The organism is Enterococcus ureasiticus, from assembly GCF_001730285.1.
GTDB lineage: Bacteria > Bacillota > Bacilli > Lactobacillales > Enterococcaceae > Enterococcus_L > Enterococcus_L ureasiticus.
Genome location: NZ_MIJZ01000012.1, coordinates 80,383 through 103,041 on the forward strand (window position 1 = coordinate 80,383; position 22,659 = coordinate 103,041).

17 protein-coding genes are annotated in these 22,659 nt (G+C 35.3%); 5 read left to right on the plus strand and 12 right to left on the minus strand.

Going from position 1 to position 22,659, the window contains the following annotated elements; genetic code table 11:
* Positions 1–28: 28 nt before the first annotated feature.
* Positions 29–1,381 (plus strand): aspartate kinase, encoded by a 1,353-nt coding sequence (locus BCR21_RS06455; RefSeq protein WP_069645662.1) that lies wholly within the window; start codon positions 29–31, stop codon positions 1,379–1,381.
* Between the two features lie 95 nt (positions 1,382–1,476).
* Here BCR21_RS06455 and BCR21_RS06460 read toward each other — a convergent pair whose 3' ends face one another.
* The 7 genes from BCR21_RS06460 to BCR21_RS06490 form a co-directional block, all read right to left on the minus strand.
* A complete protein-coding gene (locus tag BCR21_RS06460; RefSeq protein WP_069645663.1) occupies positions 1,477–2,703 on the minus strand; it encodes a collagen binding domain-containing protein in 1,227 nt (408 codons plus the stop codon).
* A 36-nt stretch (positions 2,704–2,739) separates the two neighbouring features.
* Positions 2,740–3,825 carry a non-hydrolyzing UDP-N-acetylglucosamine 2-epimerase gene (gene wecB, locus BCR21_RS06465; protein WP_069646030.1) on the minus strand — a complete coding sequence of 362 codons (1,086 nt, stop codon included), beginning with the start codon at positions 3,823–3,825 and terminating at the stop codon, positions 2,740–2,742.
* Positions 3,826–3,955: 130 nt separating this feature from the next.
* The gene (locus BCR21_RS06470; RefSeq protein ID WP_069645664.1) at positions 3,956–5,212 is read right to left on the minus strand and encodes a glycosyltransferase family 2 protein; all 1,257 of its coding nucleotides are present in this window, start codon (positions 5,210–5,212) and stop codon (positions 3,956–3,958) included.
* A gap of 321 nt (positions 5,213–5,533) precedes the next feature.
* Positions 5,534–6,052: a pyrophosphohydrolase domain-containing protein gene (locus BCR21_RS06475; protein ID WP_069645665.1), complete on the minus strand. Its 519-nt coding sequence runs from the start codon at positions 6,050–6,052 to the stop codon at positions 5,534–5,536.
* Between the two features lie 228 nt (positions 6,053–6,280).
* On the minus strand, positions 6,281–7,120 hold the full coding sequence (locus tag BCR21_RS06480) for a Cof-type HAD-IIB family hydrolase (protein ID WP_069645666.1): 840 nt from the start codon (positions 7,118–7,120) through the stop codon (positions 6,281–6,283).
* A gap of 34 nt (positions 7,121–7,154) precedes the next feature.
* Positions 7,155–7,988, minus strand: a complete 834-nt coding sequence (locus BCR21_RS06485) for a DUF72 domain-containing protein (RefSeq protein ID WP_069645667.1) — start codon at positions 7,986–7,988, stop codon at positions 7,155–7,157.
* 143 nt (positions 7,989–8,131) lie between these two features.
* Positions 8,132–8,872: an acyl-ACP thioesterase domain-containing protein gene (locus tag BCR21_RS06490; RefSeq protein ID WP_069645668.1), complete on the minus strand. Its 741-nt coding sequence runs from the start codon at positions 8,870–8,872 to the stop codon at positions 8,132–8,134.
* Between the two features lie 443 nt (positions 8,873–9,315).
* Between BCR21_RS06490 and BCR21_RS06495 the strand changes: the two genes are divergently transcribed.
* The 3 genes from BCR21_RS06495 to BCR21_RS06505 all read left to right on the plus strand — a co-directional run bounded on the left by BCR21_RS06495 (position 9,316) and on the right by BCR21_RS06505 (position 12,065).
* Complete coding sequence (locus BCR21_RS06495) at positions 9,316–10,161, plus strand: helix-turn-helix domain-containing protein (protein ID WP_069645669.1); 846 nt, start codon at positions 9,316–9,318, stop codon at positions 10,159–10,161.
* A 238-nt stretch (positions 10,162–10,399) separates the two neighbouring features.
* The gene (locus tag BCR21_RS06500) at positions 10,400–10,984 is read left to right on the plus strand and encodes a lytic polysaccharide monooxygenase (RefSeq protein ID WP_069645670.1); all 585 of its coding nucleotides are present in this window, start codon (positions 10,400–10,402) and stop codon (positions 10,982–10,984) included.
* Positions 10,985–11,015: 31 nt separating this feature from the next.
* Positions 11,016–12,065, plus strand: a complete 1,050-nt coding sequence (locus BCR21_RS06505) for a chitinase (RefSeq protein ID WP_069645671.1) — start codon at positions 11,016–11,018, stop codon at positions 12,063–12,065.
* 56 nt (positions 12,066–12,121) lie between these two features.
* On the opposite strand, the gene BCR21_RS06510 is transcribed toward BCR21_RS06505, so the two are convergent.
* From BCR21_RS06510 to BCR21_RS06525, 5 genes are all read right to left on the minus strand, one after another.
* The gene (locus tag BCR21_RS06510) at positions 12,122–12,745 is read right to left on the minus strand and encodes a recombinase family protein (protein WP_069645672.1); all 624 of its coding nucleotides are present in this window, start codon (positions 12,743–12,745) and stop codon (positions 12,122–12,124) included.
* Between the two features lie 42 nt (positions 12,746–12,787).
* Entirely contained in the window at positions 12,788–14,932 is a 2,145-nt protein-coding gene (locus BCR21_RS06515) for a peptidase domain-containing ABC transporter (RefSeq protein ID WP_069645673.1), read from the minus strand.
* 10 nt (positions 14,933–14,942) lie between these two features.
* Positions 14,943–18,056, minus strand: coding sequence for a type 2 lanthipeptide synthetase LanM (gene lanM, locus BCR21_RS06520; protein WP_069645674.1), 3,114 nt, complete (start codon positions 18,054–18,056; stop codon positions 14,943–14,945).
* Between the two features lie 109 nt (positions 18,057–18,165).
* Positions 18,166–18,360: a serine-rich class II lanthipeptide gene (locus tag BCR21_RS16825; RefSeq protein WP_139125618.1), complete on the minus strand. Its 195-nt coding sequence runs from the start codon at positions 18,358–18,360 to the stop codon at positions 18,166–18,168.
* Between the two features lie 122 nt (positions 18,361–18,482).
* Complete coding sequence (locus BCR21_RS06525; protein WP_069645675.1) at positions 18,483–21,521, minus strand: SpaA isopeptide-forming pilin-related protein; 3,039 nt, start codon at positions 21,519–21,521, stop codon at positions 18,483–18,485.
* 246 nt (positions 21,522–21,767) lie between these two features.
* On the opposite strand from BCR21_RS06525, the gene BCR21_RS06530 reads away from it, so the two are divergent.
* Positions 21,768–22,640 carry a helix-turn-helix domain-containing protein gene (locus BCR21_RS06530; RefSeq protein ID WP_069645676.1) on the plus strand — a complete coding sequence of 291 codons (873 nt, stop codon included), beginning with the start codon at positions 21,768–21,770 and terminating at the stop codon, positions 22,638–22,640.
* Positions 22,641–22,659 lie beyond the last annotated feature (19 nt).

The window sequence follows — 22,659 nt, forward strand, 5'->3', positions numbered from 1 at the left end:
AAATCTATTAAAATTAGGAGTGAAAAAAGTGAAAGTCACAAAATTTGGGGGAAGCTCACTTGCTTCTGCAACACAATTAGAGAAAGTTTTACAAATCGTAAAAGAAGACGTTTCACGAAAGTTCATCGTTGTTTCAGCTCCTGGTAAACGTTCGTCTGAAGACATTAAAGTAACAGATCTGCTTATTACTTATTATCATGCATATTTAAATAATGAAAAGACTACTGAAATCATCGGAAAAATCGTTGCCCGCTATGAGGCAATCTTAGATGAACTAAAACTTAATAAAGATGTTTTAACAGACATCCAACTTGCGATTCAACATTTAGCTACTTTGAAAAAAGAAAATAATCCTCATCTTTTAGATGCTTTTTTAGCTAGCGGTGAAGACAATAATGCTAAGCTAGTGGCTGCATTTTTCCAGCAACGTGGCTTGAATGCTCGTTATAAAAATCCTTTAGATCTTGGTATCATCGTTTCAGATGAACCTGGAAATGCTCGGATTTTGCCTTCTTCTTTAAGCAAGATCAATCAATTCACTACAACTGAAGAAATTTTAGTGATTCCTGGCTTTTTTGGCTTTACAGAAGCTGGCGACATTTGTACATTTTCTAGAGGCGGATCTGATATCTCAGGATCGATCGTTGCCGCTGGTGTAAAAGCAGATATTTATGAGAACTTTACTGATGTTAACGGAATTTTTGTCGCCCATCCTGGTATTATTCATGAGCCAAAAACGATTAAAGAACTGACTTATCGAGAAATGCGGGAATTAGCGTATGCCGGTTTTGCTGTGTTACATGATGAAGCCTTGATGCCCGCTTATCGCGCCAATATTCCAGTAGTCATCAAGAATACGAATAATCCTGAACATCCTGGCACATTGATCACGACTTCTAGAACGGCCAAACATGACCCAGTTGTAGGAATTGCCAGTGATCAAGGTTTTGCTAGTATCTATATAAGCAAGTATTTAATGAATAGAGAGTTAGGTTTCGGTCGTCGTTTACTTCAAATTCTCGAAGAATTAGGGCTTAGTTATGAACATATGCCTTCTGGAATTGATGATATTTCAATTATTTTAAGAGAAGGTCAATTAACAATTGAGATAGAAGAAGAATTAATGAAACGTATAGAGGATGAGCTTGAACCTGATGAATTGCGGATTACCAATGGCTTGTCAATGTTGATGGTCGTGGGAGAAGGAATGCGCCAACGAATCGGGGTCATGGCTGACAGTACTGCAGCCTTAGCTTTTAATAAAATCAACTTAGAGATGATCAACCAAGGATCATCTGAGGTCAGTATCATGTTTGGTATTCGTGAAGATCAAGAGAAAAAAGCGATTCAGGCTTTATATCAAACCTTTTTTGAAAGATAAAAAATACTAGTAACATTTCAAATAAGAGTAAAAAAAGGAAATAATCAGCTTAAGAAAATTTCTTAAACTGATTGTTTCCCTTTTTCTTTCACGTATTATTTAATACCGTTTTGATGTTTTTTATTAAATAGAAACAACGACACGCTGATGAAGAGCAGTACATAGCCAATCAATCCAATCATTGATTTTAGATAACCTGTTCGTGGCAGTTTGTTTGAACTTTTTTGTTTCAAATCACTGGAACTTTCAGCTGAATTTGCTGATGAACCTAGGTAGGTGGTCGCTCCTTGTTCTGTTGTGCTAAAGTTAGTAGTGCTCTCTACTGTCGATTCTTCATGACTCTCAATACTACTATCAGAAATTGTAGAGCTTTCAATCGTGGTTGAATCTGTGGTTGATGTTTCTATCGTTTCAGAAGTAGATTCTTCTGGATCTGGTTCCCCTGATTCTCCCGATCCGCTTCCACCGCCACCAAGCCCTGGTGTTTCAGCCTCAATCACTACCTGATTTCCTTCACCATCGGCTTCTAGAATAGCTTTATTTCTATAAGGTATATTCGGGTCTGTTAGTTTGTTCGATCTATACGTTAGACTAACTGCATTGTTCAATGTTCCTAAGTTAACTATGAAACCTACATTAGTTGAGCTTATTTTAGCTGGATCGATAGGCTCTTTTGGGTAAAACAATTGGGTTGTCTTGTCATATGTTCCAATTTCAGCCTGAATTAGAAAGTCATTACCAAATTCCTGGTTATCCCCAAGAACATCAGTCAAAATAGTATTTGTAATGTATTTTGAATCAGGATTAATGATAATATTCCAAATGGCTGAGGTATTATCAGAACTATTCCAACCGACTTTATTCATCACCCAATTTTCATTTTCTGTCATTGTTGTTCCACGAGCATAAAAGAGGATTTCCCCTTGGCGATTTGCTTTATGCAATTCATAAAATGGACCGAAAATTGCTGTCACCGTATTTGATTCTGAATCACCACTGATCGTCATAATTAACGAACCGTCCTCTGTAGTAATATCGTAGGAAAAGTCGCTTGCGATTAAAGTATTGCTTGGAACTCTTAAATTCATCGTATCTCCAGAAACGATTGAAACAGTATCGGGGATATTATATGTGTATGTTAATGAAACATTTTGATGATAACTGATTTCGGTTTCCTCATCAACAATAGTATCACCTTTGACTATCGTTGGATTAGAAACATATAGATCGCCAAAATCCGTGTTGGCATATGAATAGGCTGGGAAGAAAATACTAAAAATCAGACAGAAAATAGTGGCTTGAACAATTCTTTTACTTTTCATTACATAGTCTCCTTTTTTTAAAAGTTTCTTCACTATCTATACTTCCTGTAACAAACACTTAATAATCCTTTTTGCAGCATGTCCATCTCCAAATGGAAGAGGACTTTCAACCGTTCGCATTGCTTCATATTCGTCTGTATTATTCAAAAGAGTAACAACATTTTTATAAAGCATTTGTTCATTAGTACCAATAAGTTTTAAAAAACCTGCTGTAACTGCTTCTTGTCGCTCAGTCACTTCTCTAATCACCAAAACTGGGACCTTGTAATAGGGTGCTTCTTCTTGAATCCCCCCAGAGTCTGTAATAACTAAAAAGCTATTCATCATCTCTTGCTGAAACGCCAAATAATTCAAGGGAGCCGTTAAAACAATATTCGATTGATTAGCTAATAGTGAACATACTACCTTTTTTATTTTAGGATTGAGGTGTACGGGATATTTTATGACAATATCGGGATATTTTTTTGCGATTTTTATTAAAACGATACAAATTTTCTTTAACTTCTCCACATCTAATTCTCGTCGATGTAAGGTAACAAGTATTTGCCGCTGTTCTTCCGCAATCGTCCGCTTTAAATCAAGATAACGTAATGTATCGATACCTGTATTACCTGTAATTTTAATGACGGATTGTATACCTTCTTTTTCTAAATTCTCTTTATTGCTTTGCGTTGGAACAAAATAATAATCCGCTACCCGATCGACCAATTGCCGATTTATTTCTTCTGGGAATGGTGCATTCTTATTACCCGTTCTGAGTCCGGCCTCAATGTGTGCTATTTTTTTCTGCTGGTAAAACGCCATTAAGCTAGCGACAAAAGCTGTTGTTGTATCCCCGTGAACAATCACCAAATCAGGATTTTCTGCCTTCACAATAGGTTCCAAGGTGCTCATCATGTTGATAGTCAAATTTGTTAATGTTTGTTTGTCCTTCATAACACCTAAATCGTATTGTGGTTGAATTTCCCATTCCTTTAAAAGAATGTCGACCATTTCTTTTTGTTGTCCAGTATTAACGATGGTTAGTTTGATACGTTGTGCATGCTTCTGACACTCTTTAATTATCGGAAACATTTTTATTAATTCAGGCCTTGTGCCAAAAATGATCATATAATGTTTCATCGGTGACCTCCTTTCTATTGCAACTAGAAAAAACCATAAAAATTTACCGAAAACAATACTTATTACAATGACAATAGGTGGCAAGATAGAAAACAATCGACTATCAAAATAACCGTTGATTTCATTCATTTTAGACATTCTCTTCTCTTTTCGTTTTTATCCAGGACTTTTTCCCTGCTAGCTGTCTAGCAAATGCTAAAAGGATACTGGGAATTGTTAAAAAAATATACAGGTACATAAAGATACCACCTAAATAGCATCTAATTTTGGGAGAATTTTCAATTGTTTCAATATCTCTGGTTTCTTTTATATATCTTTTAGAAAATGTTAGACCTGGATAAACTGTAATAAACGCCATTAAAAGTATAGTCAACACAGATTTTAGCGTCATTTCTTCTAGTAATGAGTGACCCAGCATTCTTATTGAGATTATAAGAATGACACTATTGATCAAATTATAATAAGGCTGTAGTAAAAAATAGAGCATCTCTAGTTTTCCAATTTTTGAAAGTGAATTAGTTTTGAACAACCTAAACACATAAAAATGACATTGAAGACTGCCTTGAATCCAGCGACTTCGTTGTTTAATATAGCGCTGATAGCTTGTCACACCTTGTTGGTAAATGATTAGTCGATCTGTGTAAACGATTCGCTCATTATTCAACAATAATCGAATCGTCAAATCATAGTCTTCAAGTAAACAGTCATTCCAAGGAATGTCTTCAAATTTTTTTAATACGGACAATCGGGTAAATTGACCATTTCCGCCAAGTCCAACAGTTTTGGTCTTCATTCTAAGTTTTTGTATATTTCCAATCACTTCATAAAATTCAATATCTTGCAATAATGTCAACCAGTTTCCACCTTTATAATTGTTGATAATTCGAACGCGTGCTTGTATTCCATGAATGTCAGAATGACTAAAAATTCTATCCGCAATATTGAAAGCATCTTCACATAAGAAACCATCCGCATCCAGAACCGTGACAATGACCTGATTAGAATCTATTTGTCGATAATCTTGAAGAATTTTTCTATAAGCAACATTCAATGAATGACCTTTACCTTTTTGAGCATTTGGTTTTTTTTTCTCAATTAGTTTAATTCTGGAATCAGAAACTCCAGTTATGACTTTTAGCGTATCATCAGCTGAATCATCATCAACAACGTAAATTGTTAAATTTTCTGTTGAGAAACGTAATAAAGAAAGAAGCGTTTCTTTAATGACTTTCTCCTCATTAAAACAAGGAATGACTACTGCGTAATGTACTTTACGATTTGGTATAAAAAGCGCTTCAATATAAAGTTCCTTTGCACTTTTGATCATTGTGATATAGATATAATACACACTAATTGAAATCATGGAAATAACGTAAATAACGCCCATTTAGCCCCACCTTTCTTTGGATACTAAAGGGTTTGATCATAATTGTTTTTTCACAAGCTATGTGTAGTAACAACCCTAACTTACACAACAATTATCTTCCTTCGTAATTTTAAATAAATATTATGTTTTTTTAATCCAACTATATGTATGTTATCATATAAATTATGTAATTTTTATCACTTTATTCGCTCAGATTCTAAAATAATGAGAATAATAGATGGATTTTTTTATATTCAACAAAAAATAGTGTTTATCAAAACTAAAAATTAGCTTTGACAAACACTAAATCCGAATCAAGTTGGGCGTATAATTCACTATTATTTATTCCTCTATCGCTTTACATTGGCGTTCTAGCTCAGCCTTAATTTTTGGTTCGGGAGCAAAATCAGCTTCCCAATTGTCAGGCTTCAATACTTTATGTGTCACTGGATGATAATGGGGTTTCCCATCAGGAAAAATTTTCCCCATGTTGGCTTCATGAACAATCGAAAATATTTCTGTCGGATCAACACCTAATAGTGAAAACGAACCGTATGTGAAATACAATAAATCAATTAGTGCATCTACTTGTTCCACCAAAGGATCTGTTACTTTATTTTGCTTACTAAGCACCTTTTCTTCTGCTTGATCGACAGATATTTTTAACTGGTTTACTAATTCTTTGAATACAATAGGGTCATTATTTGCAGATCCATATAGAAATTCAACTAATTCTTCCACTTTAAAACCCGCTCTGTCTGATGCTTGTTTAGCAGAAAATTGCGTTGGAATCTTAGGTTTCCTATTATCAAATTTTTCATGAAATGCTTCGGTTTTTTCAAAAGGATTATCGATTTTCATTTGGTTCCTCCTAAATTTAAAAGCGGAGTGGACTCGTTCAGTCTCGACAGGAAAATAGAAAAATATGTTTGTGATGCTTTCTGTCACATGCAGATTTTATCTTTTTCCCGAGAGACTTGTCCGCGTAGCTAGATAACACATCAGTAACAACGTTCAACCTTGACTGGAAATTAGCAATACTTGACTATGACGCTTCTTAGCCTTTTTCCGGAAGTTTAGCCTATACCACTACATAATTACTCCATAATACTGCAATGCTTGATAAATTCCATCTTCTTCATTTGTTCTAGTCACATATTTCGCAACTTTTTTGACTTCGCCTTCTGCATTTCCCATTGCAACACCAAACCCGACACCACTAAGCATCTCTATATCATTCCAGCTATCTCCAAATGCCATTACTTCGTCTAATGTAAATCCAAAATATTCGGCACATTTCTGAATGCCCGCAAGTTTTGATCCACCAATTGGAATAATATCAAGTGTATAGGGATTCGATCTTGTCAGTTGGCAACCTGGTAATTGTTCGCTTAGAAAATCAAACTCAGCTTGTGGACTTAATAAAACACATTGATAAATCGGTTCTTTTAAAATATCCAGGTCATGATAGCGTTGGGCCTTTCTATGAATTGAAAAGCGGCTGATCAGATTTTTTACAAACGTTGTTGGAAAGTGCTTAGGTAAAAAACGAACCAGTTTTTTTGCCCATTTCTTTTGGCCAAAACGCATCAGTGAGCTGCCTTCCAAACTCCGTCTTGAACCGAACATAATTTGACGATGATAAAAATCTGAAAATGAAACAATCCTCTTTAGCGTCTCATCACAAAAGTGATCTGCTCGAATCGTTTCTTCCTCTGTATAAACTAGTTGACCATTGTAAGTAACAAAAACATCTAGATTTAATTCATCTATTTGTTGGCTTAAATGAACTGGTCCTCTACCTGTTGCTACTCCGCAAATGATTCCTTGTGCTTGGGCCTTTTCAATCGCTTGTTTAGTCGATACCAAGGCTTTGGCATTTTTGTTCACCAAAGTACCGTCTATATCAAAGAAAATAGCTTTAATCATGGTATTCCTTTCTTTAATTGAACTATGTCATTTGTTAAAATAAGCCCATTTGTTTTGGGTTTAAATTCTTGTATTCCAATTTCAAGGCAGCTTTCATTTCTAATAAGTTGCCTGCTGCATCACCGCCTGAATTATTGTTGAAGATCACACCAACTTCTTTCGTCTCACGAGCCACCTTTTCCACCGCTTCACTCAAGTCTGCGATTTCTTCTGAATTGTAGCGATATAAGGTCCGCTTTTTACGCCAATCTTTGTCATTTGCCATCCACCCTGCGGCATTGCGCCCGTGAAATCGGAATAACGAAAATTGATCATTAGTAACATAAGGGAAAAATGGTACTGGATTCGTTGGAATCTGCGGCTCGTCGACTGCTACTAATGAAAACTCATTGCTTTTCATGAACGACAGTGTTTGTTTAATGTATTTAGCTGTATACCATGAACCATTTCTCAATTCTATCGCAATCGGAAATCCCGCAAACCAGTGACGAATCTTTTCCAAATACTGAACATTTTCCTTCGTACAGCTAAACGTTCCAGAAAATTGAATCAGAAATGCAAAAAGCTTCCCACTTTCGATCATGGGCGCCATGCTTGTCAAAAAAGCTTCAATCATCTCTTCTTCACTTTGATAATACTGTTGCCATTCACCTTGACAGCTAATGCCGCTATATACTTTCATCACAAATCGAAAATTCTCAGGAACTGATTTAGTCCACTCTCGAACAGAGTCTTGTTTTGGAATGCCATAGTAAGCTGTATCCATCTCGACTAGTGGTAGGTAACCTGCATATTCATATAACGTAGAACGCTTTTTTCCGGTTAATTTATCATGTTCATTAAAAGAAGTCAAACCTAAACGAATCATAGCGTATTTTATCCTTTCTCTTCATAAAACTACTATAATATACATATAGTTAAAATGATTTTTCTATCATTTATTTTATACTAAAAAAGACCAAGACAAAACAAAAAGTTGTCTTAGCCAAAAAATAATTTGGTTCTAAAATCCTATTGGCTTTTTTTCCATTTCATGTTTGCTTCACAATAGATTTGACCATCGATTCGGATTTCATGTCGTGTTGTTTTTCCTTCATCAGTATCAAGCATTTCATAATGACTTTCTACTACCTGACCGTATTCTACTTCCTTATCAAATTTTACATTGATAAAGGTCGGCTCATACGTGCTTAAAAAATCATAGCCTAATACATCTAATAGCCAATTAAAGTAGATTGCATTATTAACATGCTGATTTCCGTCGATATCAAAATAACGCACACGATATGGTAGGAATTCACCATCTTCTACTTTTTCAATTTTTTCGCCACGATAAATTTTCTTGATTTTTTCACTTTCATACGGCTCAATGATCTCAGGTAATACGCTACTCATTTTACGATTTTCTTTATCCATCAAAACAAAAGTCGACTTGATCAATACACATTCATTGCCTTGTTCATCATGAACCCAAAAGTTTCGATAACAAAAATATTTATTATACGCCATCGCTTGAGTCGTCACAGCGAGTTTTTCTCCAACTTTAGGTAAACGTGTAATATGGATTTCGTAATTGGTAATGACCCAGCCAAGGCCAAATGAAGCAACAAAATCACTTCCTCTATCTAAGGCATCGCTTTGTTCTTCAGATGTTTTGATTACAACAGCCAACATTGATGGAATCGTCATTTTTCTAGTAATATCGCCATCATAATAAGCTACTTCATATGGGGTTGTAAATTTTTTTGCCACTGGATCTCCTCCTTTTTATGCTTGTATGACTAGTTAAATTATAACATAGTATACCAAACGGGTTACAAAAAAATGAATCTATAAACTGATTCAATTCATTTACAAGCTATTGTAATTCCTGTAAAATACATTCCAAACAAACACAAAAAAGATAATATAGACCTGCTTATTTAATATAATTAAAAAAAACTTTTCAAAACGGAAGCAAAATTTCTCCTGTTTTAAAAAGTTTTTCAGTCCTACCTATTTGTTAGAAAGTAAACTCTAATCACTAATTTTTTCACACTATACGTGCCCCGTATTTCCATAGCCAAGCACTTCATCCAATAAGCATAAAAGCGTTTCCATGTCTATCCCTCCAAAAAATTAGTTGATTCCAAAAGAATAATACCATACTATTATATAAACTAGAACTATAATGCATAAACATAGAGGGGAACATTATGAGAATCAAAGGAGACATCATCCGCACAGTCAGAAAACAAAAAAAATTGTCGCAAGTAACTTTAGCCGCTGGAATTTGTACTCAAGGAACGGTTAGTAACATTGAAAATAAAAATGTTTGCGATAGCCTTGAAATCCTTGATGCAATCTGCAAAAGATTAAACCTCAGTCTCGAAAGCGTATTAGATGATAACGATGAAAAAAAACTTACTTCTATTTTAAATCATGTGGAAGAATTGTGTAATACGTTCAAACATAAAGAAGCTCACTCACTTTTAAAATCAACCTCGGTCAATGTTTCTGATTTTCAAAATAGAGAATTAGAAGTTCGCTGGTTTTATTTTATGGGAATCACGAACTTATTGGGCTACAACAATACAACAGATAGTTTATTTTATTTTTACAGAGCTGATGAACTGGGCGATTCAAATTCTGTTTATGCGATCCTTTCTGTCAATAGTTTGGGGATCGTTTATGAAATGGCCGATGAGTTGGATAAAGCACAAGTTTATTATGAGAAATCGATCGATATGCTGAATAGAATGACAATAAAAATGCCGATTGAAGCAACCAAAATATTCTTCAATACAGCCAAATTCTATTCATTGATCAAAAATTACGAGACAGCTTTTAAGTTAGCTTCTAAAGGAATGGCCTTAAATAAATCCTATCAATCGTTATATATGTTAGATCTTTTGGCTTACGAAGCATCTTTTAATGACTTTATGAGATCACCAGATTTAAAAGTACCAGATTTTAGCAGCGCAAAAGTTTTTGCTACTTTTAATGATAATCAAAGTTTATTAGATGTGATTGCTAATGATGAAAAAACATTAACTCACTAGATCAATTACTAGTATAAACCGCCAGTTAGAGTGTAGATTCACTATGCTCATAACTGACGGTTTTTCAATTTTTCTCTCTAAAAAAAAACATATACTTACTTTTTACTAATAATATACTTATTAAAATATCACTAATATATCATTAATAAAATAAAAATCATATCATTTGAATAATATAACGTGACATGTTAAATTAACCATTGTAAGCGCTACAAAAATACTTTTAGGAGGAATCACAATGAAAAAAACAATGCTCAAAGCAGTTCTAACACTTGGTTTATTAGCTGGAGGTTTATCTCTTTCAACCACGGTCACACATGCTCATGGCTATGTTTCATCCCCAGGAAGCCGCGCATACTTCGGTAGTACTCAAGGTGGAAAAATAAATAAAAATGTTGGTCGTGCTGAGTGGGAGCCTCAAAGCATTGAAGCAACTAAAAATACGTTCACTCCAGGAAAATTAGCCAGTGCAGGTGTTAGCGGGTTTGATCCATTAGATGTTCAGACTGCTGATCGTTGGTATAAATCTGATATTACAACAGGCCCTCTTGCAATCAATTGGACTTTAACTGCCCGTCACAGAACTTCTACATGGGATTACTATATGACAAAACAAGGTTGGAATCCAAATCAACCTTTAGATATCAAAAACTTTGACTTAATTGGTCAAGTTGATGACAAAGCGACTGTTCCTGAAGCTTCTGTAAAACATACGATTACTGTCCCTAGTGACCGTAAAGGATATCATGTGATCTATGCTGTTTGGAATGTTTACGATACTACGAACGCTTTTTATCAAGCTATTGATGTAAACGTAAAATAATTAATCCACGAAACTAAAAGGAGCAGTGCACATGAAAATCAAACAATTTATCCCAGCCTTTCTATTAGTCTCAGGTATTGCCGTTGCTAGTTTGTATACAGCAACACCTACACTAGCATCAGATTCTGCTAGTGAAATGGTCAGTGTAGCGAATAAAAAAGTACTTGTCGGTTATTGGCATAACTGGGCTTCTAAGGGTAGAGATGGCTATAAACAGGGGACTTCCGCAAATATTTCTTTAGCAGAAGTAAACAAAGCATATAATGTAGTTCCTGTATCATTTATGAAAAGTGACGGTGTCAGTCGCATTCCAACATTCGCCCCTTATAACAAAACGGATGCTGCTTTTAGACAAGATGTTGCAACACTCAACAGTCAAGGTCGTGCAGTTTTACTTGCACTTGGCGGTGCGGATGCTCATATCCAATTAAAAACGGGTGATGAACAAGCCTTTGCTGATGAAATCATTCGACAAGTAGAAACGTATGGTTTTGATGGACTGGATATTGATTTAGAGCAATCAGCAATTACAGCAGGCGATAACCAAACCGTTATCCCAGCTGCTTTGAAAAAAGTCAAAGAGCATTACAGAGCACAAGGTAAAAATTTCATCATCACAATGGCACCAGAATTTCCTTACTTAAAACCAGGTGGTGCCTATGAAAAATACATTACTTCTTTAGAAGGTTTCTACGACTATATTGCGCCGCAATTGTATAATCAAGGCGGAGATGGTGTTTGGGTAGATGAAATCAATAAATGGATTCCACAAAGTAACGATGCATTGAAATACGAGTTCCTCTATTATATGTCTGACTCAATGATTCATGGTACACGGACATTCTTGAAAATTCCAAATGACAAGCTTGTTTTAGGCCTTCCTGCGAATGTTGACGGTGCTGGCAGCGGTTATGTGATCGATCCAACGGCTGTCTACAAAGCACTCGATCAGTTAGCTAAAGATGGTAATCCAATCAAAGGATTGATGACTTGGTCTGCCAATTGGGACGTCGGTACAAACGTAAATGGTGTGTCTTACAATAGTGAATTCGCTACAAGATATGCTCGAATTTTACAATAAGTGACAAAAAAGGAGACTGGATAAAACTCTATGAGTTATTTTCAGTCTCCTTTTTTCTATTTATTTTCTCCGCTACGAACTAATACTTTATCGCTTGCCGATAAATCAGCGTTTTTTTTCGTTCGGTACACACCAGCTTTTCTTAAATGATGGTAAATCGTTGATGTAGCAATACCACAACGTTTGGAAATGTCTTCTGTCGACATAGTGGTATTGTGATATAGTTCAAGTGCCTCATTGACTTGATTGACAAGCGGCGGGCGCCCCAGGATAACACCATTCTTTTTAGCTGCACTCAGTCCTGCTAATACGCGCTCGCGAATCAATTCTGCTTCCATTTCAGCGAATGCCCCCATGATCGTAAAAAAGAACCGTCCCATTGGTGTTGAGGTATCTATATTATTTTCAATACTGACAAAATGAATATTTCGTCGATCGAATTCTTCTAATAAACCTAAAAGTTGCTTCGTTCCTCTAGCTAATCGATCTAGTTTAAAAATAACAAACGTGTCACCTGATTCCAACGTCGTCAAAGCTTTATTCAACTCATTGCGAAAACATTTACGCCCACTTTCATATTCCTTGAAAATTATATCAACACCATAATCCTTCAAAGCCTGTTGTTGCGAATCAAATTTTTGATAATGTGTGCTGACACGCATATAACCAATAACTGCCATTTTATCCTCTCCTTCCCTCTCCAGATGTCCTGGCCAAAGCTTTTATGTGATGTTCATTGGATCAAAATAGATCGAGTGATAATACCCTTCTAAAGCCAACAACTCTTGATGCGTTCCTTCTTCAACAATTCTTCCTTGATCCATTACTAAAATCCTGTCGAAATGTTTGATCGTATTTAAACGATGGGCCACAATGATACACGTAAAATCATAGGTCTTTAACCGATTCATAATAAAGTTTTCTGAAATATTATCGAGTGAACTTGTCGGTTCATCCATCAGTAATAAACTTGTTTCTTTTACTAATGCCCTAGCGATAGAGATTCGCTGCATTTGACCACCTGATAAATTCATTCCACCTTCTGAAATTTGTGTTTCTAAACCCAAAGGCAAATTCATGATGATTTCATCTACTCTTGAATCAAAAATTGCTTGTTCCACTCGTTCATTCTTAGCTTCTGCCTGATTCAACACAATATTATCGTACAAAGAAGCGTTAAATATCGTCGGTTTTTGATTAACAATACTGATACAGTCTTTTAATGAATCATCATCGATTTGTTTTAAATCGATATCATTGAATTTAATCTGACCTGAAGACGTATCGTATAAACCTGCCAACAACTTCAATAATGTACTTTTTCCTGAACCACTTTTCCCAACAATTGCTACTTTATCTCCTGGCTCTATTTTGAAGGAAACAGAATGTAAGATCTCTTCTTCAAAGTAACTGTATTTAAACGAAACATCTTCAACGTTCACCGAATCGATTGCGGTTATTTTTTCCCCTTCAATTGCTAAACGAGGATTGTCTTTTGCTTCTAAAATCTCATTTAACTTCCCAAAATAAGAACGTAAAAGTAAGAACTCCGTATAAGAATCAAAAACTGTAACAATGGGTGCAATGAATGCTCCTGACAATGCATTGAAGCTAATCAATTCTCCTATTGTCACTTGACCTTTCGTTACTTGGAATAGTCCAACATAAATCAATACAATTGGCAAAATAAATTGGATAGAGGTTTGGATGGTTCTAACCCAAGTAGAAAAACGATTTTTCTCCGCCCGCAGCATAATTTGATTTTTGAATTCATTACGCCATTTTGTATAGAATTGGTTTTCAGAGCCGGATGATTTAACAGTTTCCATCCCTTCAAATAATTCTACTAGTATCCGCTGTACTTTAGATTGAGCAATCAGTTCTTTATTCGTAATGCTTTGGACTCGTCTAGAATTGACGACTGAAATTGCGCCCATCATAAAGGCACCAAAAATAGCAATCAACGTCAAGTTCAATGATAAATTGACCATTAAAATCAGATAGATGAACACAAATAGGAAATCAACCGAAATTGTGAGCATCCGTTGACTCATGATTTGCTGAATGATCACACTCAGGTTGGCACGAAAAATCAAATCCCCAGTTGAACGATTAACAAAAAATCGCAATGGTAAATGAATGATTTTCTTCATAAATGCTTTCATCAGAGTTAAATCAAATAGGTTTTCTAACACGATCAAAACTAATCCTCTAGCAACTTGCAGTAGGTAATACGCAATAAAGAGAATCGCGATTATTGTACTGATTTGAACGATATTAGAGACAGCGACATTAGAATTATCGATGATTGTTTGTGTTAATCTTGGAATTGCGATCGTCACCATTTGAATCAAAAGCGTTAAAACGATAAACAGTGCAACTTTAGCTTTTTGATCATTAAAAATATCTTTTAAAATAAGCCATGTCGCATTTTTTTGCTTCTTCCGTTGCGTGACCGTAACATCGATATCGGTTAGAATCAAGGCAATGTTAGAGAAGCTATCTTGAAATTCAGATCGTTTGATTTTTTTTCGTCCGCTTGCTGGATCAAGAATCGTTGCTTCTTTCGCTGTTAGTTTTTCTAATACAACATAATGGCGTTCTTCCCAAAAACAAATCGTCGGTGTTGTTTGCTCCTCTAAAATTTCTAAATCTAGTACTCGAATCGCTTTTGTTTTGATTCCTCGATCCAATAAAATTTGATTTAGATTCATCAGCGTATTACCGCCTTTGGGAACGCCGTAGACATCACGAAGATGGCTTAGTGTTACATGATCATCATAATAGTTCAAAACCATCGCTGTACAAGCCAATCCGCATTCACTATGCTCGCTTTGTTCAGTAAATGGTACTTTTTTCGTCAACATGCTTCCCCCCTTATTTCTTTGGTAATTCTAACGTTAATAAGTCAGCTGTCTGTTCTGCAGTATGGAACCGTAAAAGCTGATGTCCAATACCTGCCAAGCCTGTAAACAATCCATATTTTGGAATTGTCGGTAACCCTTCAAAAGTATACTGTTCATTATGGATTTTCTGATTTGCTTTTTCTACTTTCGCTTTGATCTGCTCTTTTTGATGTTTTGTAGCCAATGATGTTTTGCTATATTCAATTAAAAACTCCAAATCGCCAAAGTTTCCATGACATAAACAATCATCTCTTTTCTCTTGCTTGATCAATCGTTGTGCTGCAATTTGAATTTCTTCAGCTAAAAGAGAATCTTCAAAATCACTATTTAGTAAATCTAAATAGGCTAAACCGATTCCAGTAGAACCATAACACCATAAATCGTTGACCATTGGTGGTATTGGTCGAAGATCTAACCAGCCTTTTTGAACAGGATCAAAGGTCGTTCTTTCTTTAACTAAACACTTTTTGATTACCAACATGATTTCAGGATTTTCTTCGATTTTTAACAAACTATTCGCTGCATGGATCACACCAGAATAGCCATGGGCAAAACCGCCTTGGGTGATTTTAGCCAGATCTAAATCTAAAAGTAACTGTTTAGCAAACCTAAAATAACTTTCTTTACTCGTTAGTTGATACAAATGAACAAAAACTTTTATGATCGAAGCCGTACCGCCATTCCAGTCATAACTCTCAATACTTTCTTTGTCATATCTTTCCATATATTTAGTAGCGATCGATTCTGCTGTCTTTAATAATTTAAGATCGTGATTGTAACGATACGTATAAAGCAATGGATACACAGCAGCAAAAGAACCATAAAATGCCGAAATACTATCCACATAATCGTCTTCAAGTTTCAAAATAAAGGTTTCTGCCAGCTTATACGGTTTTTGGAATTTTTTATCTTTTGTAACATGATACAGTTCACTAAAATACAGATACATTCCTGTAATTCCGTCATAAAAATTTTCGTTCATGACATTTACAATATAATTATCAGGCGACGTTTCTTCAATGTCTTTCCAGGCAATTGAATCTTCACCTAAAAATGCCGCTTCAAGAACTACTTCCCCCACAGCTGCCGCACCATCCAAAAAGTTGATTTGATGTCTCTGCTCCCTCAGCGGAATTGTTTTTTCTTGTAGGTCTGTCGAGTGATACAGGCCAAAAGATGTTTTTAAGTAATCTAACTGCTGTTGTTCTTGTGCTTCTGAATAATTCTTCAACCTCAAAACTTCAAAATCAATGGCTTTTTCTGAATACATATTCTGGATGATCTCACCTTGGCTGGCCATTAGATTTTTTGTACTAGTTGGATTAAAGAAAATCGGTACATCATGTTGCAACATATCCCGTACTTCATAAGGCACTGGTTTTGAGTTAGAATAGCCATGCATCCATAGATTCTCAAATAGTTTTTCCCGTTCAATATAATCAACCATACAGGTAGGATGTGTGGAATAATCCAACAAATCTCCATAGCTTTGAGTAGTTTTGATTACATTACGGACTAGGCAATCTGAAAATGTTTTTTCTGCTAAAAATGCCAAGGTCTCTTTGTTTTTTATGGCAAATGCTGAAAATTCCTTAAATCCTGCGATGATCGTTTCAATATAAGGAACAAAATCAACTTTTTCACCGTTAAACAACGGAATATTTTCAGCCGCATCCGTAATATGTTCTTGATACATAAACTGCATATTGACCGAATCAAAATTAACTAATTTCAATACTTTATATGGCAATTTCTGCTCACCACCACTTAATGCACTAAGTTGAATTCCTTTGTTTGCGCCTTCGATATCAGCTTCAGCTCGTTCTTCAAATAAGTAGATCGGCACAAGACCGCTCATAACCACGGATTCCCCATTTTCCTGCATAACTTTAACGATCGCATTTTCGCTATCCGGCATAGGAAAATGATTTTGAATGATTGTTTCAAGGTCGATCAAAACAGGATATTTACCATATGCCAACACGTTTTCCAAGTGAAAATCATTACCATTAAGTAAATATACTAAAGCCACAGTCTGGCCAAATTGGCGATAATAGTGCATAACGTCTGCTTGCGATAAACATTCAGAATAAATCAAACGCTCTTCAAATGTATACTCTTCTTTGACTATTTTTGTGGTTAAATAAAAATCAAATTCTGGCTCCATGTTATTGATTTCTTGAACAAAGCGATCAAAACGTTCACCAATCTGTAAATTCTTAGGTTTATAAACAACATCGATTTCATTACTGAATGTTAGAATCGCAACTGATTTTCCTTGATCGTGAGAATCTCCTGCACCCATTTTTAAGTTAGTCAGACAAATTGGCTTTCCTACTTGGAATACTTTGTTCAGCTCTGTTTCACTCTCAGCGATGGCTTCCATCAATTCTCGAAAATTAATAAGTTGAAAATCGATTGTTTCTGCGTATAATCTTGTTAAGACTGGATAGTGATCAAAAAATTCAAGCAATTTTTTTTGTGTATCAAAACGTGCTGTTACGTATTGTTGGAACCCTTCTTTTTCATCCATTGACTCTGAAATAGACATCTTCTCTTTTTCCACATGTAGATCGTATACAAAAGTTCGTAAACCTATGTCCATAAAGCGGTTGATCACTTCACCTACAAAATCTGCTGTTGCCGTCTCCTTAACTTGGATGGTTGGGAAATCTGCTATTATTTGCTGTAATTGTTTTTCAAAATAGTCAATATGCAACCGTAGAGCATACGTAAAATTCGCTTTGTTTTTGTCCAAAATGTCTTCGACTAAACGATCTTCTTGTGCTAAAATCAACTTCGTCGTTTTTACCCATGATTCATTGTGAATAGCTGCCGAAATATATTCTTTTTCTTCTGTTGTCAGCTCTTTTATCGCTAGATCAAAGCCTTCTTCTGTCAACTCTAATGAGTCTAAAATCTCTTTAAAACGTTCATCTGTTACCATCGTAGGACGCTTACGCCACTTTTTATAATTTTCAAGTTTTTCCTCAGAATAAGTCATATGATTTTTTAAATAATATTCTTTTAGAACATCATAACGTTGTCGGATCGATGTTCCTTTTGCTAAATTTTTAAGACTCATGCTAAACTCCTTTTGTGTTGTTATTTATGTAAAATTTCTTTGGTTAAAAACAAGTGCTAGACAAATCTCCTCTCAAGAGGAGCTCGTCTAGCAACTTGATTATTTTAGATTAACATCCGCAACATCTTGAAGAGCAGCAGCTATAGCTACATCTTGTAGAATAACAGCTACTTGATGAAGAAGATGATGATGATGATGACCAACTGCCCCATCCACCGAAAAAGCTCCCTTGTACTTTATTCATTTCTTCTGAAGTTAATTCTTCAAAAGCTTTTCCAACTTTTTTTTCAGCTTGTTTGTTCATAATATTTTTTCCTCCTAAATGTTTTTCGATAATAAAATGTGCACCTTTACTATCATTTATTTAAAATAGATTGCTATTGAAACAATCTATTTTAAAACAATTTTTTCGTTCATTGATCCAGCTTAAATTTCCAATTCAATGACAGTGAATTTTTTCGCTTCAATTTTGAAGCTTTTTGGTTTAGTATCGTTGCTATACCCTTTTACAACTGGCTCGATTTCATATTCACCAGGCGGCAAGTAAATACTCATTTGCCCAAATGTATTGGATACAACAGTGGTTTCAAAGGCTGCACCTTTAGTACATGTAATACTATATTCCAAGCCTTTTAGCACTTTTTTTGCATCTTTACTTGAAAGATAAACTAAGGCACGACCTTGTTCTTGTTTAGGTTTATTATAAAAAGTTGCTTCGGTAATTACTTCTGCAACGATCGATTTAGTTTGAGTCATTGAGTCGATTTCATAGCCGTCTGGCGCTTTTGTTTCAGTGATTGTTACTTCTCCAGCTGGTAAACCAGGGAAGAATAGTTCACCTTGGGCATCGGTGACACCTCTATGAATCGTTCCAGCTGAATCCTTTACTTCAAACTCTGCATTCGGCAAGACAGTATCTGTTTCAAAACCATCTTCATCTTTAGCAAATTTTGTAATTTTCAAGGCACCAAAGTTTTCTTTTTTGAGATTCGCATGTCTAACTTCAGCTATTTTTCCTGATTCAACTACTACATCATAAAAAGTCGAGTCTTGCTCATAGCCTGGTGGTGCTTCGATTTCGACCACATAATATCTTCCTGGCTCCAGATCATTTAAAAGAATTTCTCCATTAGCGTCTGTCTTGTAAGTGCCTACGAGTTGTGTGTTAGTATCGTAGACTTCAAAAACAGCTCCTGCTAAATACACAATTGGGTCGGAGTCCTTCACATATTTAGTGATTTTTAAAGAGCCCGTAACCGGTAGTTCTATTTTTTTATTGACCACATCAATAGAAGCTTTGCCATTTGGATCTGTTTTAGATAATGTGATAAATTTTGGTGCTGTATCTAATTCATAGCCTTCTGGCGCTTTTGTTTCAATCAATTTATAGATACCATAAGGTAGATCGTTTAATTGACCGATTCCATTGGCATCTGTGGTGATTTTTCCAACCAGCTCATCTGCGGCGTTATAAACATCAAATTCCGCTCCGGCTAATACTGCTCCAGCTTCATCTTTTTTCACTACTTCAAGATTTCCAGTTGTTTTTTCTTTTTTATTCACAACTGTTACGCTGATCACACCGTTTGGATCATCTTTAGAAATTTTGATTGTTTTCGGTGTTGCGTCTAATTCGTAGCCTGCTGGGGCTTTTGTTTCGATTAGTTTATAGGTTCCAAATGGTAAATCTTTCAATACGCCGATTCCATTGGCACCTGTTGTAATTTTCCCAACAACTTTATCATTTGCGTCATGAACTTCGAATTCGGCTCCGGCTAACACAACGCCAGCTTCATCTTTTTTCACTACTTCAAGATTTCCAGTTGTTTTTTCTTTTTTATTCACAACTGTTACGCTGATCACACCGTTTGGATCATCTTTAGAAATTTTGATTGTTTTCGGTGTTGCGTCTAATTCGTAGCCTGCTGGGGCTTTTGTTTCGATTAGTTTATAGGTTCCAAATGGTAAATCTTTCAATACGCCGATTCCATTGGCACCTGTTGTAATTTTCCCAACAACTTTATCATTTGCGTCATGAACTTCGAATTCGGCTCCGGCTAACACAACGCCAGCTTCATCTTTTTTCACTACTTCAAGATTTCCAGTTGTTTTTTCTTTTTTATTCACAACTGTTACGCTGATCACACCATTTGGATCATCTTTAGAAATTTTGATTGTTTTCGGTGTTGCATCTAATTCATAGCCTGCTGGGGCTTTTGTCTCGATTAGTTTATAAGTCCCAAATGGTAAATCTTTCAATACGCCGATTCCATTGGCACCTGTTGTGATTTTCCCAACAACTTTGTTCTTTGCATCACGAACTTCAAATTCGGCTCCGGCTAATAACTTGCCTTTTTCATCTTTTTTGATGACATTAAGCGCGCCTGTTGTGATTTTTTTCTTGTTTATTACGGTAATACTTACCTTACCCTTTGGATCGGTTTTAGAGACTGTAACATATTTGGTTGTTGAATCTAATTCGTAGCCATCTGGCGCCTTCATTTCGACCACTGCATAATTTCCATAAGGTAAGTCTTTTAATACCGCTATTCCATTAGCATTCGTTTGCACTTGTCCAACTATCGCCAGATTACTATTAAAAACAATAAATTCTGCTCCAGCTAAAGCTTTACCTGCTTCATCTTTTTTAATTATTTCAAGTTCACCTGTTGCGATTTCTTTTTTATTCACTATATTGATGCTACCCACTCCGCTTGGTGAGGTTGCAGAAATAGTAACGTATTTCGGTGTTGAATCTAATTCATAGCCATTTGGCGCTTTTACTTCAATCAACTTATATGTTCCATAAGGAAGATTTCCCAAAGTTGCTATTCCATTAGCATTAGTCGTGATTCTTCCCATATATTGATTATTTGCGTTATAAACATCAAAAACAGCACCTGCTAAAACTTGCTTATTTTCATTGGTTTTAATGACTTTTAGGCTTCCTTTTTGAACTGGTAGTGGTTTATTACATTTCGTTAAACAAACAATTTGTCCCGCCCAAAGTAGGCTAAAACGAACCTCACTTGTTTCTATTTGGTAGCCAGAAGGTGCTTTTGTTTCACGTATAGAATAATTACCTAGACGCAACGACCTTGTTTCAGCGATACCTTTGTAGTTTGTTTCAATCACTTGGACAGGTCGATTCCAGCTGTCATAAATTGTAAACTGCGCACCTGATAATCTTGCATTAGTGCGTTCATCATACTTTAATACTTGAACGCCACCACAGAATACTGGGGTGAAAAATCGAGATGTTGCATTCTCGCGTCCTAAAAGACTATTTTCTGTATTTGATATGTAATCATCTGTAAACATAGTTCCTGTCTGGCTGTTTACAGATGATCCTGTTGACCACGATCCGTTAATTTGAGCAGCTTCAGCCTGTATCCCATCTAGAGAAACCATCGCTAATAAAATTAAAACGAATGAAAAAAATAAATAGCTGATTTTCTGTTTCATAAAATAACTCTCTCCTAACAATTTTAATTTTTGACTCTTCTGAATACTAATTCTAGTAGGTAATAAACCAAATAAATAATTGAATCATTTCACTCAACCCCTTTCTGTATTTCAAATTAATTTTAAATTAATCATGAATTTATCTTGTAAGCTGATAGTTATTTAATGTTTTTGCTATAATAACATAAGCATTGTAAAATTTTTCACTAGGTAAAGTATCTTATACCCAAAGGAAGGAGCATTATTTTGAATGATTATGGAACATTATTAAAGAAAATTAGGCAAGAAAAAGGACTTAGTCAAAAAGATATCTATGAGGGAATCATGACCCGGCAAACCTATTATTTGATTGAAACAAATGCCAACATGCCATCCTTTGACAAATTTTTAATGATTCTGGAAAAGCTTTTTATTTCTGTAGATGAGTTCCTATTTTTACTGGACCCTGAATCTTTTCCAACTGAAAACCATTTGTACCATCAATTGAGCCAAGCAGTTTTTAAAAAAGACACGGAAAGCCTGGCATTGCTTACAGAAAGGTCTGAACAGCTGTATACAACTACAAATAATAAAAAATACGCTCACCTAAATTTGATTTCGCAAGCAATGTTTTATTTAAACTCTGGGCAAACAACGTTTGATACCATTGGCCCATTGAAAAGGTTAATGCTTCCTATCAAACAATATTTGATAGGAATCGACAAGTGGTATCTCTATGAATTGAAACTGTTGAATAATTCCTTATACTGTTTTGAGCTCTCTGAGGCAATCGCTCTAGGAACCTTAGTCGGAGAAAAAATCGATACATTAGGCACTCTAGAACAGTATCAAGATATCAAGCTACACATCTATCTCAATCTTTCGTGTTTATGTTTAGATTGCCAAGATTACGAAAATACTATATTTTTTTCAAAATTGGCAAAAGAAAATGCTCAAACGAATTACCGGCTATTTGAAATGATCATTGCAAGCTTAAATTACGAGATTGCCCAAGCTATGATCAAAAAACAACCGGCTAATTCAAATATTACAAACTACCTTACTATATTAGAATCCTTAGACTATCAAGCAACGGTAAATGAATACAAACAAAATCTTAAAAAAAACAACATTTATTGAGCATTATTGTTTTTTTTAA